Annotated in this window: 16 protein-coding genes; 9 read left to right on the top strand and 7 right to left on the bottom strand. The window is 51.1% G+C overall.

Going from position 1 to position 17,709, the window contains the following annotated elements; all coding sequences use genetic code 11:
- Nucleotides 1–152: 152 nt before the first annotated feature.
- Entirely contained in the window at nucleotides 153–3,524 is a 3,372-nt protein-coding gene (mfd, locus tag Q4E40_RS09985; RefSeq protein ID WP_303411885.1) for a transcription-repair coupling factor, read from the bottom strand.
- Nucleotides 3,525–3,619: 95 nt separating this feature from the next.
- Here mfd and Q4E40_RS09980 point away from each other — a divergent pair, with 95 nt between their 5' ends.
- The 4 genes from Q4E40_RS09980 (at nucleotide 3,620) to Q4E40_RS09965 (ending at nucleotide 7,555) form a co-directional block, all read left to right on the top strand.
- Nucleotides 3,620–4,156 (top strand): hypothetical protein, encoded by a 537-nt coding sequence (locus tag Q4E40_RS09980; protein WP_303411884.1) that lies wholly within the window; start codon nucleotides 3,620–3,622, stop codon nucleotides 4,154–4,156.
- Between the two features lie 371 nt (nucleotides 4,157–4,527).
- Nucleotides 4,528–5,013, top strand: a complete 486-nt coding sequence (locus tag Q4E40_RS09975) for a hypothetical protein (RefSeq protein WP_303411882.1) — start codon at nucleotides 4,528–4,530, stop codon at nucleotides 5,011–5,013.
- 245 nt (nucleotides 5,014–5,258) lie between these two features.
- Nucleotides 5,259–6,053: an alpha/beta fold hydrolase gene (locus Q4E40_RS09970; RefSeq protein WP_303411881.1), complete on the top strand. Its 795-nt coding sequence runs from the start codon at nucleotides 5,259–5,261 to the stop codon at nucleotides 6,051–6,053.
- Between the two features lie 104 nt (nucleotides 6,054–6,157).
- On the top strand, nucleotides 6,158–7,555 hold the full coding sequence (locus tag Q4E40_RS09965; RefSeq protein ID WP_303411880.1) for a CPBP family glutamic-type intramembrane protease: 1,398 nt from the start codon (nucleotides 6,158–6,160) through the stop codon (nucleotides 7,553–7,555).
- Nucleotides 7,556–7,646: 91 nt separating this feature from the next.
- Here Q4E40_RS09965 and Q4E40_RS09960 read toward each other — a convergent pair whose 3' ends face one another.
- The 5 genes from Q4E40_RS09960 to Q4E40_RS09940 form a co-directional block, all read right to left on the bottom strand.
- On the bottom strand, nucleotides 7,647–8,723 hold the full coding sequence (locus Q4E40_RS09960; protein ID WP_303411879.1) for a J domain-containing protein: 1,077 nt from the start codon (nucleotides 8,721–8,723) through the stop codon (nucleotides 7,647–7,649).
- A 66-nt stretch (nucleotides 8,724–8,789) separates the two neighbouring features.
- Complete coding sequence (locus tag Q4E40_RS09955) at nucleotides 8,790–9,419, bottom strand: hypothetical protein (protein WP_303411877.1); 630 nt, start codon at nucleotides 9,417–9,419, stop codon at nucleotides 8,790–8,792.
- A gap of 490 nt (nucleotides 9,420–9,909) precedes the next feature.
- Nucleotides 9,910–11,667, bottom strand: coding sequence for an ABC transporter ATP-binding protein (locus Q4E40_RS09950; RefSeq protein ID WP_303411875.1), 1,758 nt, complete (start codon nucleotides 11,665–11,667; stop codon nucleotides 9,910–9,912).
- Nucleotides 11,668–11,851: 184 nt separating this feature from the next.
- Entirely contained in the window at nucleotides 11,852–12,298 is a 447-nt protein-coding gene (locus Q4E40_RS09945; protein ID WP_303411873.1) for a PepSY-like domain-containing protein, read from the bottom strand.
- A 110-nt stretch (nucleotides 12,299–12,408) separates the two neighbouring features.
- The gene (locus Q4E40_RS09940) at nucleotides 12,409–13,596 is read right to left on the bottom strand and encodes a mechanosensitive ion channel family protein (protein WP_303411871.1); all 1,188 of its coding nucleotides are present in this window, start codon (nucleotides 13,594–13,596) and stop codon (nucleotides 12,409–12,411) included.
- 376 nt (nucleotides 13,597–13,972) lie between these two features.
- On the opposite strand from Q4E40_RS09940, the gene Q4E40_RS09935 reads away from it, so the two are divergent.
- A complete protein-coding gene (locus Q4E40_RS09935) occupies nucleotides 13,973–14,500 on the top strand; it encodes a DUF2911 domain-containing protein (protein WP_303411870.1) in 528 nt (175 codons plus the stop codon).
- Between the two features lie 95 nt (nucleotides 14,501–14,595).
- On the opposite strand, the gene Q4E40_RS09930 is transcribed toward Q4E40_RS09935, so the two are convergent.
- A complete protein-coding gene (locus tag Q4E40_RS09930) occupies nucleotides 14,596–15,513 on the bottom strand; it encodes a glutamate--tRNA ligase family protein (RefSeq protein ID WP_303411869.1) in 918 nt (305 codons plus the stop codon).
- Between the two features lie 174 nt (nucleotides 15,514–15,687).
- Here Q4E40_RS09930 and Q4E40_RS09925 point away from each other — a divergent pair, with 174 nt between their 5' ends.
- From Q4E40_RS09925 to Q4E40_RS09910, 4 genes are all read left to right on the top strand, one after another.
- The gene (locus Q4E40_RS09925; RefSeq protein WP_303411868.1) at nucleotides 15,688–16,098 is read left to right on the top strand and encodes a hypothetical protein; all 411 of its coding nucleotides are present in this window, start codon (nucleotides 15,688–15,690) and stop codon (nucleotides 16,096–16,098) included.
- Nucleotides 16,099–16,197: 99 nt separating this feature from the next.
- Complete coding sequence (locus Q4E40_RS09920) at nucleotides 16,198–16,740, top strand: STM3941 family protein (RefSeq protein WP_303411866.1); 543 nt, start codon at nucleotides 16,198–16,200, stop codon at nucleotides 16,738–16,740.
- A gap of 132 nt (nucleotides 16,741–16,872) precedes the next feature.
- Nucleotides 16,873–17,283, top strand: coding sequence for a hypothetical protein (locus Q4E40_RS09915; protein WP_303411864.1), 411 nt, complete (start codon nucleotides 16,873–16,875; stop codon nucleotides 17,281–17,283).
- Between the two features lie 60 nt (nucleotides 17,284–17,343).
- Nucleotides 17,344–17,652: a hypothetical protein gene (locus Q4E40_RS09910; RefSeq protein ID WP_303411863.1), complete on the top strand. Its 309-nt coding sequence runs from the start codon at nucleotides 17,344–17,346 to the stop codon at nucleotides 17,650–17,652.
- The last annotated feature ends 57 nt before the right edge of the window (nucleotides 17,653–17,709 follow it).

Here is a 17,709-nt window from a genome sequence, read left to right as displayed (position 1 = left end):
TAGAAGTTTCCAAAATAGCAAAATTTAATCTGATAATTGCCCTGAAACGTATAGTCCTGAGAAAAATATTCAGCTGCACATACCATGGTTGTTTTATGGTATGTGCAGCTGATCTGCTTTCATCTGGTGCTAAGGGCTGGCTCTGTGTGCGTTTACCCCTTCACGGTGGCTTTCACATCGAGACTGTCGAACACCTCACGGGCATCAGCAATGCTCTGGATGTCTTCCACGATCACGATCAGTTTGTCCTTGGCCTCCTTGAGCCGCGAGCGCCGTGAATGCTGCTGCACATACTTCAGGATGTTGCCGAACGTCTCGGACTGGAAATAGGCATCGTTGTTCTCGCTTGGCAGGTAGCCTTTCATCACCTCTTTTTTAATGGTGAGCTTTTCGAAACCCAGTTGCTGTGCCTGCCAGCGCAGCTTCACAATCTCGACCAGTTTCTGCACCTCCTGAGGCAACGGACCGAAGCGGTCTACGATGCTGTCGCGTAGCTTCTCCAGGCCCTGCAGGTCTTTGGTGCTGTCGAGTTTGCTGTAGAGGCTGAGGCGCTCGGAGATGTTGCCCACATACCAGTCAGGTATAAGCACTTCCATGTCCGTCTCGATGTTACAGTCGCGCACCGGCTCCACGAACTCGGCCAGGTTGTCTTTCAGGAACAGGTCGCGGAACTCGGTTTCTTTCAACTCCTTGATGGCATCGTCGAGCACCTGGTGGTACATTTCGAAACCCAGGTCGTTGATAAAGCCGCTCTGCTCGCCGCCCAGCAGGTTACCGGCTCCGCGTATATCCAGGTCGCGCATGGCGATCTTGAAGCCTTCTCCCAGGTCGGAGAACTCTTCGAGCACGCTCAGGCGCTTGCGGGCATCGGTCGGCAGACCGGCCACGGGTGGCGTGAGCAAATAGCAATAGGCTTTCTTGTTGGATCGACCCACGCGGCCCCGCATCTGGTGCAGGTCCGAAAGGCCGAACATATGCGCCCGGTTGATGATGATGGTGTTGGCGTTGGGTATATCCAGTCCAGACTCAATGATGTTGGTTGACACGAGCACATCGTACTCACCGTCCACGAACTTCATCATGCGTTTTTCCAGCGTTTCGCCGTCCATCTGGCCGTGGGCGTAGGTGATGCGGGCATCGGGCACCAGTTTCAGAATCATGTTGGCCATCTCTTCGATGTCCTTCACGCGGTTGTGCACAAAAAACACCTGGCCGCCACGCTTCAGCTCCGCCGCCACAGCATCCCGGATCAGAATTTCATCATACACATGCAGTTCGGTTTTCACGGGCTGACGGTTAGGTGGCGGCGTGGCAATCACGCTCAGGTCGCGGGCGCCCATGAGTGAAAAGTGCAGCGTGCGCGGTATAGGCGTGGCGGTGAGCGTGAGCGTGTCCACGTTCACACGCATCTCCTTGAGCTTCTCTTTGGTCTTCACACCAAACTTCTGTTCCTCATCGATCACGAGCAAGCCCAGGTCTTTGAACTTGACGTCCTTACTGGCGATGCGGTGCGTCCCGATCAAAATGTCCACCTTGCCCTCGGCTACCCGTTGCAGTGTGTTCTTGATATCCTTGGCCGTTTTGAAGCGGTTGATGTAGTCCACGGTGATCGGGAACTGCTCGAGCCGGTCGCGGAAGGTTTTGAAGTGCTGCATGGCTAGCACCGTAGTCGGTACCAGCACGGCTACCTGCTTGCCGTCGCAGGCGGCTTTGAAGGCAGCACGAATGGCCACTTCGGTCTTGCCGAAGCCCACGTCGCCGCACACAAGGCGGTCCATCGGGTGCGGCTGCTCCATGTCGGCTTTCACGTCCTCGGTTGACTTGGCCTGGTCTGGGGTGTCTTCGTAGATGAACGACGACTCCAGCTCGGCCTGCAAAAAGCCGTCGCGGGTATAGGCATAGCCGGGTGCGGCCTTGCGCTTGGCATATAGTTGTATGAGCTCGGCGGCAATGTCCTTTACCTTGCTCTTGACTTTCTTCTTCTTGTTCTCCCATTCCGGTGAGCCCAGCTTGCTCATGGTCGGCGGTCCGCCTTCCTTGCCGCTATACTTGCTGATCTTGTGCAGCGAGTGAATGGAGACATAGAGCAGATCGTCGTCGCGGTATACCAGTCGGATGGCTTCCTGCAGACGGCCCCCCACTTCCACCTTCTCCAGACCGGCAAAGCGACCCACGCCATAGTCCATGTGCGTGATGTAGTCGCCGGGCTGCAGGGTGCGCAGCTCTTTCAAGGTCATCGCCTTGGTTTTGGAGCGGCCCTCTTTGGCTTTGTGCTGGTAGAAACGGTCGAAGAGCTGGTGATCGGTATAGCAGGTGATCTTAAGCTGCTCGTCAATAAATCCTTCGCGCAGCGAAATGCCCAGGTGCTGGAAACGCATGTCGTGGTCCAGTTCGTCGAAGATGGTGGTGAGGCGGTTGATCTGGCGTGGCGAGTCGGTGGCGATGATATTTACAAAGCCCTTGCTCTGCTGCTCGTGCAGGTCCTTTACCAGTCGGTTGAAGTCTTTGTTGAACGAAGGCTGCGGCTTTGACTGGAACTGCAGCACCTCGGTGTCTTTGAAGTTGAAGCGCTTGCCAAACTCCACAATGCTGAACTTCTCAAGCAGCTTCTTGAACTGCTTTTGCGTCTGGAACAGTTGCTCCGGGTCCGACACGATCTGGGTGCCGCCGCTACCGGCCATCAGCTTGTCAAAGGCCTGCGATGCCTTGTCGAAGTACTCGTCGATCACATCCAGTGTCTGCCGCACATCCTTGAACCAGATGGCCGTGTTTTTCGGAACGAAGTCAAGAAAAGCCTCGCGGGTTTCCTGCAGCAGTTTGGTCTGCACGTTCGGGATGATCGAGATGCTTTTCTTCGTCTCCACCGACAGCTGCGTATCCGGGTCGAAGGAGCGTATGCTCTCGATCTCGTCGCCGAAAAGCTCGATGCGGTATGGCAGGTCGTTTGCGTACGAGAACACGTCCACGATGCCCCCGCGCACGGCATACTGACCGGCCTCGTACACAAATTCCGTCCGCTCGAAGCCATACTCGGCCAGCATCTCGCTCAGGAAATTGACGTCCAGCTTTTCGCCTACTTTAGCACCCAGCGTGTTTTCGACCAGCGACTTTTTGTTGATCACCTTTTCGGTAAGCGCCTCCGGATACGTCACGATCAGCTCCCCTTTGTCGGATTTGGTGTTGAGGCGGTTGAGTACCTCGGCCCGCATCAGGATGTTGGCGTTTTCGGTATCGTCAAAGCTGTAGGGCCGCTTGTAAGAAGTCGGGAACAGCATGACTTCCTTCTCGTCACCGAGCAGGTTTTTGAGGTCGGTATAGAAATAGGCTGCCTCCTCTTTGTCGTGCAACACGAAGAGTTGGTGCTGTGGGTGCAAGGTATAGACGGCCGAGGCCATCACGGCATCGAGACTGCCCGCCATACCTTTGAGTTGCAGACGGTAGGGTTTATCGGCTTTGAGTCGCTCGGCAATGGTCTGCACCACCCCGTCGAGACGGTACAGCTCTAAAAAATCAGTTACTTTCATTCAGTTCAAAAAGTCACAAAACAGCAAAGGCAGAACACAGGACTTTGCGATAGTCGTGTTCTGCTGGTTGTAGTTTACAAAGATACTACAAACTAATGTTTTATCAGAACTGGGAGAAGGGGGAGAAGGTTGCGGGAGAGGTAGGAGAAAAAGTGTCCCTTGTAATAAATAAGCTGGTATTATTTAAATATATTTATACTTTAATCCTTTTATGCACATTTTATTTTCCTATGGGTGAATCAATCAATGCGTTCATATCATTCCTAACTGATAAAACTCACAAGCTATCAGCGAAAGCTATCGTAGTAATCGGTGTAGTCTTATCAGTTTTGTTTATTGATAATGTGTTTGGGTTTACATTCTACTATCAAAATGAGAAGAAATTGAGTCAGATTGAACAGATAAATAGAATATTATCCAATGAAGGTGATAACGAAGCAAAATATAGACATTACTTACTGAAACTAAAAGAGGATATAGTACAACGAAAATCCCTTCAAGATAAAACATTTGACTTCTTGACAAGCTTGGATTTTAGTACTATCAATAATCAAAGTGAAATTGCTCAAGAAAGTGTCAAAGTAAGCACTTTCTGGCATTTTATATCTTCTTCATGGGTTTTTGTTTTTTGATGTTAATAATTCCATCCACTGCATTCTCAGATAAAAAACATTCTATATGGTATAACATAGTGGTTTTAATCTTACTTGAACTGTTCCTCTTTTTAGTTGGGTTAGGATTATCCAAAATAACCAGTTACATACCTATATTTTTTGCTGATAAGGTATGGATAAACTATTTTATGAATATCTCCCTCGTAACAATCGTTTTTATTGTACCTCCGCTAATCTATGCTTGGAAGGAACGGAATTCATCCATATCGCAAGTTTAGCGTCAATGTAACGGTGACCCTAAGTGTTAACTCAGATTGCTGATGTGATCAAACATCAACCAAATTATCAGCATAGCTAATTTAATTCCGAAAACGATATCTTATACACCAATGGAAACACCGCTACTGCGCTACAGACTGACTGATCCTGTTGGCTTCACGACGAAGGTATACGCCATTGTTATTATAGCTGGTGGCGTTTGGGTTTTCATGACCTATCCTGTGGTTGGTGTCCTGATGATCCTGTTCGGGATTTTTCCTTTGGTCCAGTATAAGTGCCTCGAAATTGATCTGTACCAGGGTACTTATTGTATGGGGGTGAATATACTAGGCCGTACTATTGGCACCAGAGAACCATACCCCGGCACAAAGTGCATTTTTCTTAAGAAGAACAGATCCTTTTCTTCCGACTCACGCCGCTCCTGGCGCCCCACCGCTTCTACTTCGTTCGATAGCTTCCTGTGGTTGGAGGACGGCACCAAGATCCTACTGTCGTGTGACGCTAACAAAGAAGACGCCATGGTCAGGATTCAACCTCTTGCCCAGGAGCTGCAGACGGAAATCAAGGACCTGACAGCACCTCTTTCACACATTTAGCATCCGCTCTTTCTGATTTTAAATCCAAAAGAGCTGACACGGACGGATGAACAGTTTAACGCCTCAACGTTTTTCCTTTCCCCTTTGGAAGCTTAGAGCTAAAGGGCAATTGATCAAATAAACTTTTCCTTGTTAAGTTGTGGTTTTATCCTATTTTAAATACGTATAGCTATACTTATAGCGTTATGTATGATGGGGAGCGCCATACCCTGCGGGTAGTAAGGAAGAGCTAATAGTCGGATGCCATGAATGTGATCAAACGGAATAATATCAATGTCTCTGGAAAGGGGGAGAGGCCGCTTGTGTTCGGTCATGGCTTTGGCTGCGATCAAAATATGTGGCGGTTTGTGACACCGGCTTTTCAGCAGCATTATAAAATCGTGCTGTTCGACCATGTGGGCGCCGGCAACTCCGATCTTGCTGCATACGATACGGTGAAGTATAACACCCTGCAGGGCTATGCAACCGACATCCTGGAAATAATCGATACCCTGGATTTGCAGGATGTGATCTTTGTAGGGCACTCGGTGAGTGCCATGATGGGGGTGCTCAGCGCGATCAAAACACTAGCTTTGTTCAGTAAACTCATCCTGATCGGTCCTTCGCCGTGCTACATCAATGACAAAAACTACTTCGGTGGGTTTGACCGGGCCGACATGCTGTCGATGCTGGCCTACATGGAACGCGATTACACGCTTTGGGCCGACACGTTCGCTCTCCTGATCATGGGAAACCCGGATATGCCTTCGCTGGGGGAGGAATTAATAGAGAGTTTCTGCAATACCGACCCCGATATTGCCAGGCACTTTGCCCACGTCACCTTTCTGTCAGACAATCGCCCGGATCTCCCTAAACTGCAGACCGAGGCCCTGATCATGCAGTGTTCCGATGATATTATAGCGCCGGAAGAAGTGGGCGACTACGTGCACAATGCAATCAAAAACTCTACGCTGGTGCACCTGAAAGCGACCGGCCACTGCCCTAATCTGAGTTCGCCGTTAGAGGTGATCGACATCATGGAAGGTTATCTGCAGGTATAGCGCTCACCAAAACAAAGATTAAAAGCGGGGATTTCATAGAAGTATAGGCGGAATTATATATATTTAGACTGCGATTAATGCAACAGTAGCTCTATCTTTATTCCATGCTTCATTCCTTCGCCCTCCAGCTAAAACAAACTGCCTCCGACATCTGGCAATTCTTAAAGAATCCGAAAGACCAGCCCGCTGCTGTTGATAGCCGCTCTGTAAAGCTGCGCATTCTGTTGTATGTGCTCCTGCTCAATATGATGCTAACATTTGCTTTCATTGGCGTGATGCAGCTTATAAAACTGATGGGCTGGTATGTAAACAGCAACCACTCTGTGCTGGAAATGATGCGGTCTTTACCAATTTGGGCTTTCCTGCTATTGGGTGTGCTGGCAGTCCCGCTGCTTGAAGAACTGGTATTCCGCTATGGCTTGCGATTTAAGAGCGGCTATATGGCCCTGCTTGCTGTGCTGGCATCTATTGCGCTAAGCTGTGTGGCCTACTCGCAGTTGCCTTTGGCAGGGGCTATAGGTGTATGGATTATACTAGCAATGGCATTAGTGCTATATGCGCTGAATGCCGACAAAATAGCTGGCTTTTTGAGGAAAGTTTGGCGCAGGGTATACGGAGTATTCTTTTACTTCATGGCCTTTGCTTTTGGTCTTATCCATATCACCAATTTTACTGACTTCGACTACGCATCGGCAGCTGTGCTGCTTATTCCGGTCTTGGTTGCGCCACAAGTTATAGGCGGTATGCTGATGGGGTATATGCGGGTGAAGTATGGCTTTCGCTGGGGCTACTATATGCATGCTGGGCACAATGCCCTGTTATTTGGGCTGGCTTTTGCAACGATGGGTACGCTGGAGGAAAAGCTGCAAATCCAAAACGAGAACTATACCCTGCAGGTGGAGGAGCACATGCTTCATGACAAGACCGCCCTTGCCGCTCAATTTATTGGCCCTGACTCAATCGGGTTTGAGAACCAGAAATTACACGATGTCATCCTGGCGCTGCTGGGCAAAGAGGAGTCTCTCGTAGAACTTGACAAAAAGAAGCATCAGTATACGGCCATAGATCTGCGTTTTAAAGCCCACACCCCATCCAAAGATGTAAAGCAAAACAAACAACTAGTGCTGGAGCAACTGCAGGAGGTCTACAAGTTCGATGTGGTCTATCGCTCGCAGCAAATGGATGCCTGGGATGTGGCGATTGCCGATACCAGCCTGCTGGCTACCCATGCCGTAGCTGACCTCAAGAAGTCTACCGTCAGGTATAGCGAAGAGGTTATCACGTTCGAGAACGTAACCCTGGGTGAGCTGGTAGCTGCAATCGAAACAAATTTTAAGGTGGGGCTTATTGCCAAAAGAGAGCTGCTGGAGTCGGGCAAGTATAATTTTAAACTGCCCAAAGGCGATTTCGGAAAAGCAAAGGAAGACCTGAAAACGAAGTACGGTATCCTGCTGCAGTCGCGGATAGAGCTGGCTGATCTGGCGGTGGTGTCTTTTAAGTAGGCTTGCTTGAGTTGCTGGAATACATGCGCACAGGTATAGCAACCTGCCCCGAGCGCTTTCGGTCACACTGTGAGGTATGGGTGGCCAAGCCTTATTTCAAAATCACCTTGATCTGCACCGGATCGTGCAGCACGCGCAGGTTCTGCTTCAGTTGCTCCAGTTCGTAAGTTAAGCCTTCTTTCGCCTGCTTAAATTTCTGGTTCATTTGCTTGGGGCTGCCGCAGAAGCGGTCGTAAAAGCTGGCGTTGGGGCCAACGATAAAACTGTTGAGCTCGGCCTGCAGCTCGCTCATTTGTTCATCCAAAAGCCTCACGTAATACTGCAGTTGCTCGTCGGGTAGCTTATCGAGTGCCTGGCCTTGCTCTTGCAGGAACTCCATCTGCAGGCGCAGCAGCTCAAAGAAGTCGTCGTGGTGGTAGGCCTGGGTCACGCGCTTCATAGCCTCTTCTTTCCAGGCGCGTTTGGTTTCGTCCAGCTCTTTGTCGGGGTGCAGTTGCTTGGCCAGGTCGGTGTAAACGCGTCGGCTGGCCTTGCTGATGTTGCTGAGTTCGGCTTTCGCTTTTGCCTCTTTTTCCTGCTGGGCTTTGGTCTTGCGGCCTTTCTGGCGGTTTTGCCTGGCGCGTTCCCGCTCTTCCTCTTCACGGTCCAACTGGCCCTGCAGGCGCTCAAACTCATCGAGCTCGTCCCAGTTGTTAGGTATAGCGGCCGCTTCCTCGTCGGCTATACCTTTCTCCGGAAAATCCTCATCTTCCGATCTGTAGAGAGCAACCTCGGCATAGGGCACCTCGGCATACCGATCGTGCAGGGCGATCAGGTCTTCGCGCTCGTAATTCTGGATCAGGTCCAGGGCGATGCTGGCAATCAATTGGGCCAGCTTCTCTTTCTCCCGGAAGCTGAACAAGGTCAGGGCAAAAGCATCGTCCAGCAGGTGGGCCAGGGCCACGCGCTGCGCTACCTGCTGCATGATGATGGGGCGCAGTTCCTTTTCGATGCGCTTCTGGGCCAGGTCCATGCTGTCGCGCCGGGTGGCCAACTCCTGCTTCAGCTGCTCTATCTGCGCCACTTTTTTGTTGAATTCCTGCTGGAGCTGGCTCAGCCTGCGCTGGTCCGGAGAAGTGATCTGTGGCGTGAGCGAAGGAACAGGTTTGTCAGACTTAAAAGCAGGCATAAGCAGGTAGCAGGTATAAGGGCAAGGTATAGTGCCCGCAATTTACGGATAAGCCGGCGCTATACCTTACTGCTGCGCGTCGAAAGGTATAAAACGGTTGTTCTGTAGCAGGTATAGCGTGGTGCGGTTGCCGTCGAGCACGGAGACGCCGTCGGTCTTGAGGTTGGTGAACTGCTGCTGACGCGGGTTGCGCACCAGCGAGTCCTGCGGGGCAAGTTTAAGCTGCAGGTTGCTATACCTGCGGTCGTTCAGCTGCTGCGATGGGTAAGCGGCCACCTTCATTTCGCGGACCTGCGGGGTGCCGTAATCCAGGAAAGCGAGGATGTGGATGGAGTCGTTTTGAAGTACCTGCACGGCATAGTCGGGGTTGCGATTGCCGTTGAGGTTGCCGCGCAGGTATACCGGGTTGTCAACCTGCCGGGTGCGGTTGGACATGGTTTGGTCGGTGAGGACGGCCACTTCCGCCTGCGGCTGGCGCTGTTGCAAGAGGGTGGTCAGCGTGTCAGGCAGCGGGTGCAGAATGGCGCCTTCGTCGGTGGCGCGGGCCACGCTGTCAATGGAGGCTTTGGTGTCCGTGTCGACCTGGCTTTCGATCAGGTCGTCGTCCGCGGCGCGGTTGTAGTTGCCGTCGGCGGAGTCAGAGCCGCAGGAGGCCAGCGCCAGCAGACCGGCGATGGCTGGTAGGTATCGTTTCATAGGTATAGTCTTCGTTTCCAATTTGTTGCTTTGCATACCTGAGCTGCAGGTATAAAGTTGCCATGCATTGCACGGACGTAGGTATAGGTAGAGGCGGGGTTGTTAAGTTTTGCCGGGAACCATCCCCTCAAGGGCGGGCCGTTTCATTCTAAAAGACTACCCTTAAAATTTATTGTCATTCTGTAAAGAAACTTGGTTGAAATAGAGGGCCCCTTCCCCCGGGAGGTTAAGCTTACACTACTTGCTACCAAGATCCTTAGAGGATGACAAAAAAATATAACGTAACGGCCCCGCCCTTGAGGGGAGAATTCATTAGAACTTAACGACCCCAGGTATAAGCGAAGAGAATTTCCAAGGAAGACAAGTTAGTGCTTTAAGCACTCGTAGTGAGTCGGTTGCAGGAAAGGACTGTAACTATAGCAGCAGGCTCAAGTTGTTGCAATGTCCTCAAAGTTCCACCAAGACTTTCACAGGTATAGCGCTATGCGATCTACCGGATCAGCTCCACCTTGCGCTCGCCGATCTGCTGACGCCACATGGCGTAGTACAGGCCTTTTTGCTCCACAAGCTCAGCATGATTGCCCTGCTCCACGATCTTGCCTTTTTCCAGCACATAAATGGTGTCGGCGTGCATGATGGTGCTGAGGCGGTGGGCGATCAGAATGGTGATCTGCTCGCGCAGGGCCGATATCTCTTTCACGGTAGCCGTAATTTCCTCTTCGGTGAGGGAATCGAGGGCCGAGGTAGCTTCGTCGAAAATGAGCAGGCGTGGGTTGCGGATGAGGGCGCGGGCAATGGACAGGCGCTGCTTCTCGCCCCCCGACATCTTCAGGCCGCCCTCGCCAATTTGGGTATGGATGCCTTGCTCGGAGCGGGAGAGGAGGAGGGTGGCAGAGGCTTTTTCCATGGCCCGGATCACCTCCTCGTCCGTCGCGTCGGGCTTCACATACTGCAGGTTTTCCTTGATGGTGCCCGAAAACAGGTTCGTCTCCTGCGTCACAAAGCCCAGTTGCCGGCGCGCCTCGTTCAGCCAGATTTCCTTTACAGGCGTGCCGTTGTAGTAGATCTCGCCGCTGGCCGGCAGGTATAGCCCTACCAGCAACTTTACCAGTGTGGATTTCCCGGAGCCCGAGGGCCCTACGAAAGCTATGGTGTCGCCGGTGTTGGCCTCAAAGGAAATGCCGTCCACCGAATTCTGCGGCGCTCCTTTGTGCCGGAATACCACGTCCTCGAAACGGAGTTGCTGCAGCGGGCCCACGTTGATGGCCGACTCGGGCCGGGTCTCGACGGGTTTGTTCATCAGTTCGGCGAAGTTGTGGAGTGAGGCCTCTGCTTCGCGGTAGGTCAGGATGATGGTGCCCATGTCCTGCAGCGGACCGAAGATGCTGACCGAAATAAACTGCATCGAGATCAGTTCGCCGGTGGTGAGCACATCCCGGAAAATCAGCCAGAGCAGCGTGAACAGAATGGATTGCCTGAGCAGATTAAGGGCAGTGCCCTGCAGAAATGAAAGGGTACGCACCCGCTTTACCTTGGCCATTTCCAGCGTGAAGATACGCTCGGTATGCTCCCGCAATCGGCGTATTTCGGGGTAGGTGAGGCCCAGGCTCTTGACCAGCTCAATGTTGCGCAGCGACTCTGTGATCACGCCCGACATTTTGTTGGTGGCCCGGTTGATGGACCGTTGCATGGTCTTGATCTTGGCACTCAGTATACTGGTAAGCCCGCCGAGCACCACCATCCCGATAATAAAGATCGGCACCAGCGCCCAGTGCTTGGTAATGGCATACCAGACCAAAAAACCCACACCCACCAAGGAAGAGAAAAGGATGTTGATGAAGGAGTTGATGAAGCGCTCCGTGTCGCGGCGCACGCGCTGCAGAATAGAAAGTGTTTCGCCGCTGTTCTGGTCGGCGTATTCCTGGTAAGAAAGTTTGAGTGTCTGCTTGAGGCCGTCGTTGAAGATCTGCACCCCGAACTTCTGCACCACCAGGTTGGTGAAATACTCCTGAAAAGCCTTTGCCAGGCGCGAGAGAAGCGCCACTACAACGGCCAGCAACATCAGCCACAAGGCACCTTTCACCCGTTCCTCGCTCGTCATGGTAAAAGGCGGCGTGGCATACTTATCGATGATCTTGCCGAAAATGATCGGGTCGACCAAAGCTAGCACCTGACTGGCGCCGGCCAGCAGAAGCGAAAGTATGACCAGCCCCCGGTGAGGCTGCAGGTAGTTCCAGAGTAGGCGCATGAAAGATGATGTGGGTTTGCGTTCTCCTCCTACGGGTGTACTCAGCGCAGGTATACAGCTCGCTTATCCTCTGCCGGGGGCAGCCTGTCATCCGATGGCAGGTAGAGGCAGCAAGGTATAGGTCAAAAAAAATGCCCGAAGCGAGGCTCCGGGCATTTAAATTCAATATTTACAAAGCAGGTTGTTAGTCCCAGTAGGCTGGTTCAGTTACCTCTTTTCCGTCTTTTGACAGCACAATCTTTTTATCCTTTCCTTTCTGGTCGAGTTCCAGCTGATAATAGGTGTTGCCGTCTTTCTCCACCTGCTCCACGTCGTCCACGCGCATGCCTTTGTAATTCTGGCTGATGGCAGTTTGTATGTTCTGCGGCAGGTCCTTCTCCATCAGATCATGCCGGGTCATCAGTATTTTGCCCGATGGGTCGATCATCACGGCGTGGTCGATGCGGTTCACGTCAAAATCAGCCTCGTAGTTTTCGCCATGCTTTTCCCAATCCAGGTCAGTGGCGTTGGCATACTTCTGCGACAAGGCGCTCTTCACAGCTTCCGGAACATCTTTCTCTGCTACGTCCTGCGCCTGCACTGCCACAACCGAGCCTATTACGAAGGCAAATCCAACTAGTATCTTTTTCATAAATCTAAGTTTTAAGTTTTAAAAATTGGTATGTTACAAGTATACGGTGCAATTCTGAAGCAAATCTGAATTTGGGAAATTATTGATAGTAAAACAGTTGTGTTCTGGGATTAGCCCCTGCTTCCGGAGTTGGCTTGCGTAGGAGTGCCATCGGGGTTAATGAACTGTACCTGCTGCCGTGGGTATACCGGTATGATTTTATTTATATATCCGGGCTTGTTCAACTCCATGGTGAGGCGCAGCGTGAGCTCACTCTTCCACTTGCGCCGTTCGCGTGCCCCCACCAGGTAGCGGATGGTGACATTGGTCCACGACTCTTCCATGGAAACGAATACCTGTGGCTTGTCCGGGACCGTGTTGTCCAGGCCTGCCCCCTGCAGCAACTGAGAGTAAGAGGCCGTCGGCGCTTTCATGTAATCGCCCAGGAGCTCCAGCGCCACGTTTTCGATCACCTGTATGGCAAGCGGCATATCCGACTCGTTGGCCACGCCCACATCCAACTCGTCCCACACATAGGGGAAATCGGCCGTCAGGTTGATCACAGTGCCCGTCAAAACTTCGTTGTTGGGGAAAGTGACCAGCCGGCCCGTAGGCTGCTCGGCCCGCACAAAGCCCGGCTGGTAAGGCGCCCCGATCTCCCAAACCGTGGTGGTCAGAAAGTCGATGCGGTAAACGTCGCCGAACACATCACCGACTTGGATGCGGTCTCCCACTCGGTAATAGCCCTGGTAGGAATTCATGAGCCAGCCGGTAAAACTTTCGATGGGTGTCTGCAGTGACCACGACAGGGCCAGACCGATCAGTCCGAAAGAGCCGACCAGCGCCCGTATGTCGCCTGCCACCACACTGAGTGCCACCCCGATGGCCAGTAACCACACGGCAATGGAAGTGAGGGAGATGATGGCGCTGGCGCTTTGCCACTTACCGATAGAGCGGAGCAGAATGGCCCGCAGTATGCGGACGGTCAGCCACGCCAGAATAAGGGTGATGAAGGCAATGATGATTTTAGGCAGGTTGAAAATAAAGCCTTCCCAGAGGCCCTGCAGCGCCCCGATCGCCTCATCGGTCGCCTCTTTGGTGGAGCCCTTCTTCTCCACCACCACCTCCTCTTTAACCGTGTCGCCAGGCACCAGGTCCTGCACCGCCACCTCTTCCACTACAGCAACTGTTTCGGGGTAGTTGTCTTGCGTCAGGCCGGCCTCGCTGGGGGCAAACATGATCAGGATTAAACCTGTAATAGCCACGGCCAAAAGGGAGGCCTGCCGGAAATTGCGCAGCCGGTTCTGGGCTCCTTTCACGGCTGAGCCGCGGACACGTTTCCTTCTTCGAAATTTGGTGCGAAGGTTACTGCGCGTGGCCGTAGTGGTATAGCGTTGCGGCTGTCCAGTACTTTGTGTCCCATTACCGGGTATAGAGGCGCGTAAATTTCGCTTAGATATTCTTCTGTTTCGATCGTAAGAAGGCATAGGTTCGGCGGCTTTCTCTTTTTGGAGCTTTTCCCTTCTATACGCAAGAAAACCCGGGGTGCTGCAAAGGGCGCGTCACAGGCGCTGAAATCCTCCGGGCCGCCCACACAATCCGAAGCGGCCAGCGGTCGTTAGCTAATTGGCTGATAATCTTGTAGTAGAATACCTGTCAATTGCTTATCTTTCCTTCAAAACCAAAATAAACACTATGAAAAACCTGAAATTCACAAATGCGCTTGCCATGCTGCTGATCGGCATCCTGGTTTCATCCACGGCCTGGGCGCAGGACGCCAAGCCAAAAGCAAGTCCGCCAGCTACTGCCACGGGCAAGGTAGGAAACGCTACCATCACCATCAACTACAGCAGCCCATCTGTGAAGGGCCGCACCATTTGGGGTGAGCTGGTGCCGTATGGCGAGGTATGGCGTGCGGGCGCAAACGAGGCCACTACCGTCACCACCGACCGTGCCGTGCTGGTGGAAGGCCAGCAGTTGCCGGCGGGCACCTATAGCTTCTATGCTATACCTGGCGAGGAGGAGTGGACCCTGATCTTCAACAAGACTGCCAAGCAGTGGGGCACGCAGTACGACGAGAAACAGGACGCGCTGCGTGTAAAAGCCAAGCCTCGTAAGGCTGCCTCTATGAGCGAGCGACTGGCGTATGATGTCACCAAAGATGGCATGGTACTGCGCTGGGAGAACCTGGAAGTGCCGGTGAAGATACAGGCAGCCAAGTAAATCTGCTATAAAGCAAGAAGCCCTGCTGTGGATCCAGGTATAGCCTGGAAAACAGCAGGGCTTTTTTGTGTCTGTTTGGCAGCAACAACACAGGGCTATACCTGTGCGATGTGCCGTGGCAGCTCCTGGAGCCGGAACCGCTGCAGGAAACTTTGCGCGTCGGCTATACCTGCGTCGTGCCAGCCAAGTAGAGTAGCCAGTTTTTGCCAGAGTTGCTGCGGGGTGAGGCCGGCCTTGCGCATTTCGGTAAGCGAAAGGGCGTCGTGCGACTTGGAGAGTTTATTGCCCTCGCTCACAATGAGCGGGTGGTGCACAAACGCTGCATTGGTGAAAGCCGTGGCCCCGGTATGCTGCGCCAGGTATAGCTGCGCCGCCGTGGAGAGCATCAGGTCCTCACCCCGCACGATCAGGTTCACACCCATGGCCAGGTCATCCACGATCGAGGCGATCTGGTAGGCAGGTATAGCGTCTTTGCGACGCACCACAAAGTCGGGCATTTCGAGAGCCAGCGGCACCGTGCAGTGGCCCAGGAGTTGGTCCTGGAAAGAGACAATAGTTGCATCAGGTATACGAACGCGCCAGGCGGCATGGGGCGTGTCGAGCGGCAGCTGCTCGTCGCGGCAGGTGAGCGGGTAGAGTCCCTGCGGCGACAGGGCGGCTATCTGGCTGCGGGAGCAGGGACAGGCATACACCATGCCCTGCTGCACCAGTTTATCGAGTTGGGCCTGGTAAGCCGGCAGCCTCAAAAGCTGCGAGTAGTTCTCCTGAAAATCCTTGGCATTACGCGGTCCCTCGTCGTAGTCGAGGCCCATGAAGTCGAGTGTGTCGAAGATGTCCTGCAGGTACTCGGGCCGGAAGCGGGCATTGTCGAGGTCGTCGATGCGCAGCGCGACGATGCCCTGCTGACGGCGGGCCAGCGCCCAGGTAATGGCAAACGAGAGCGCATTGCCCAGGTGCAGGTAACCGCTGGGGGTCGGGGCAATGCGGGTTTTTATTGGCTGATTCGTTTCCACAGGTATAGCGCTGGGTTTGATGAGGTCAAAGGTATAGCTGCTATTTCTTAAGTCAAATTAGAAACTGTTAAAATGCTTGAGGATAAGGTGGATGAATTACGGAATTTCGCTATGTTTGATAATATGCGGGAAAGTGTATGTTTACCCTTGTGAAGAAGTTGTAAAGCATTAAAAATGAACAGACTTCTTTTAATATTAGCCACGTTACTATTTGTCAGTTGTCAAACAGACACCGAACTGTTTGATGATGTAAATGAAATGGCTGAATTTGATAGAGTTTACAAGCCGACCTTGATTCAATCAGGAAAAGAAAGTGGGCTCCTTGAACCTATGATGGAATACAACCTTTTCACAATCGACTCCTTAGCTTTTCGAAACTTGGAAAATTCAATCGTAACAAGTGACAGATTTAAAGAAGGCAGCTACTACTTAAATATTGAATTAGACGGCTACATATATCAAAATAAACTAGATATATTGAATATGTCTAAATCCTTAATTACTAAAAACAAACACGACAAAACCTATTACTTATATCTACTGTCGGACAGGAAAACTTTTGCTGTATGCAAAGTCAACCACTAAATGTTAAAAGAATAACGCTTTACAACAACACCTAAACGTCAGCCTCGGCCGACGGCCTCGCCCGTCGTTTAGCAGAGCCGTTAGGGGAAATTTGAAAGAATGGAAAATAAAACTGAAATACCGCTAAACAAATCTAAGATTGCTATCCATCTGGCTGTTGTATTGGTATTTTGGGTATTTGGGCTTGTATCTACATTTGAACCTTCCACATTCGTTACTGATAGATTTCCACACGAGACCCCTATCAGACTTATAGGAATAGTTAATCTCCTTTTCTGCAGCATCGGAGTTACTGTGTTTACGAAACAAATTTTTAGTAAAAAGTCTGGACTAACTATTGATAAGGATGGGGTTATAGACAACTTGAGCAAAGTCGGGTTAATTGAATGGAAAGACATAAAAGGATTTAAAACTTCTGGTGTCTCCTCAACAAGACTCTTAATTGTTTTTACCAGCAAACCAAAGAAATATTTGGACCGTGCTGGGAGTAAAACCTCCAAGCGAACGATGAAATCCAATTGGAGAATTCATGGCTCTCCTCTCGTTATAGTTTCGGGTTCGTTGAAAATAAAATCCGACGAATTAGAGCGGTTAATCAAAACTGAATTTGAAAAGAATAAAGCACCCCACAACAAGGTATAATTTCAATAGCGGGAAGGCTATGGCTGGCAATTTCTGTTTTGTTTATCTCCTTTTGTAACGGCCAGGTTGTCAATTTTAAAATGCTATTGAAAATTATATTTGGCTGTTAGATAGTAATTTAACACAGGATCAATGAAAAGAATAATTGTTAGAGTATGTGCCTGGCTTACAATGATTATTTTTTCCCTTACATCTCTAATTGGCTTTATAATGCTTTTCATTGGAGAGGCTAGCTGGGCAGCTATCATTACCTTCTTTGTGTGTTTCCTGATTACTGTTACAGGATGGTATGCAAGAAAATATGGCCTGTCAGGATTCAAAACTGATCGCTTCTCCGTGCTTTCAGCAATAGTTTCACTGGTTGTGGGGGGCGTATTCATAGTGCTGATGCCCATTTTTTTCTCGCACCTCTCTGGTTTTGAGGACTCTTATGTAGCTATAAGAAACCTGTTAATCCTGTTTTCACCAGTTGTAATATCGGCCATTGCAATTTTAATGTCAAAAACAGAATATTCAGCTGAGGCACAGGGTAATCGAAAATAAAGAACAATGGCGTCAACGGTCTTAGCTGAATCCATAAATGTCCCCAAACATTCAACCCTTATGAAGCTACACAAAACAGCAAGACTTATCTGGACTTTCTACAGAAGCTTTGTCGTAGCTTCGGTGGTGATCACGATTTGCTGTATCAAGCTACTATGGGATTACGATTTCATGATCTTCGGTATGCTGTTCTGGTTTAAAGTAGCCACCCTTGGCCTTATATTCTACTTTGTTAACAGCTATAAGAGCAACCATTACTATTATTACCAGAATTTGGGAGTGTCCAGGGCCGTGCTCTGGGCAACTACCCTGGGTTTCGAGCTTTTCCTATTTGTATTTCTCGCTGTGTTAGCCTACAAAATCAGATGAGCCACAAACTGGAAGCCGACAGCATTCAATTGGCGTTTGATGGCAGAAGAGTCCTTT

The sequence above is a fragment of the Pontibacter coccineus genome, assembly GCF_030546575.1.
Taxonomy (GTDB): Bacteria; Bacteroidota; Bacteroidia; order Cytophagales; family Hymenobacteraceae; genus Pontibacter; species Pontibacter coccineus.
Note: the sequence above shows the minus strand (reverse complement) of the source record. Positions and strands in the feature narration are given on the sequence as shown.

Bases quoted from the DNA above. Each gene is read 5' to 3' on its own strand.
- Q4E40_RS09975 (WP_303411882.1), top strand. From the start codon at position 4,528: ATGGAAACACCGCTACTGCGCTACAGACTGACTGATCCTGTTGGCTTC.
- Q4E40_RS09965 (WP_303411880.1), top strand. From the start codon at position 6,158: ATGCTTCATTCCTTCGCCCTCCAGCTAAAACAAACTGCCTCCGACATC.
- Q4E40_RS09915 (WP_303411864.1), top strand. From the start codon at position 16,873: ATGAAAAGAATAATTGTTAGAGTATGTGCCTGGCTTACAATGATTATT.
- Q4E40_RS09970 (WP_303411881.1), top strand. From the start codon at position 5,259: ATGAATGTGATCAAACGGAATAATATCAATGTCTCTGGAAAGGGGGAG.
- Q4E40_RS09925 (WP_303411868.1), top strand. From the start codon at position 15,688: ATGAACAGACTTCTTTTAATATTAGCCACGTTACTATTTGTCAGTTGT.
- Q4E40_RS09950 (WP_303411875.1), bottom strand. From the start codon at position 11,667: ATGCGCCTACTCTGGAACTACCTGCAGCCTCACCGGGGGCTGGTCATA.
- Q4E40_RS09980 (WP_303411884.1), top strand. From the start codon at position 3,620: ATGTTTTATCAGAACTGGGAGAAGGGGGAGAAGGTTGCGGGAGAGGTA.
- Q4E40_RS09920 (WP_303411866.1), top strand. From the start codon at position 16,198: ATGGAAAATAAAACTGAAATACCGCTAAACAAATCTAAGATTGCTATC.
- Q4E40_RS09955 (WP_303411877.1), bottom strand. From the start codon at position 9,419: ATGAAACGATACCTACCAGCCATCGCCGGTCTGCTGGCGCTGGCCTCC.
- Q4E40_RS09945 (WP_303411873.1), bottom strand. From the start codon at position 12,298: ATGAAAAAGATACTAGTTGGATTTGCCTTCGTAATAGGCTCGGTTGTG.
- Q4E40_RS09960 (WP_303411879.1), bottom strand. From the start codon at position 8,723: ATGCCTGCTTTTAAGTCTGACAAACCTGTTCCTTCGCTCACGCCACAG.
- Q4E40_RS09935 (WP_303411870.1), top strand. From the start codon at position 13,973: ATGAAAAACCTGAAATTCACAAATGCGCTTGCCATGCTGCTGATCGGC.
- mfd (WP_303411885.1), bottom strand. From the start codon at position 3,524: ATGAAAGTAACTGATTTTTTAGAGCTGTACCGTCTCGACGGGGTGGTG.
- Q4E40_RS09910 (WP_303411863.1), top strand. From the start codon at position 17,344: ATGAAGCTACACAAAACAGCAAGACTTATCTGGACTTTCTACAGAAGC.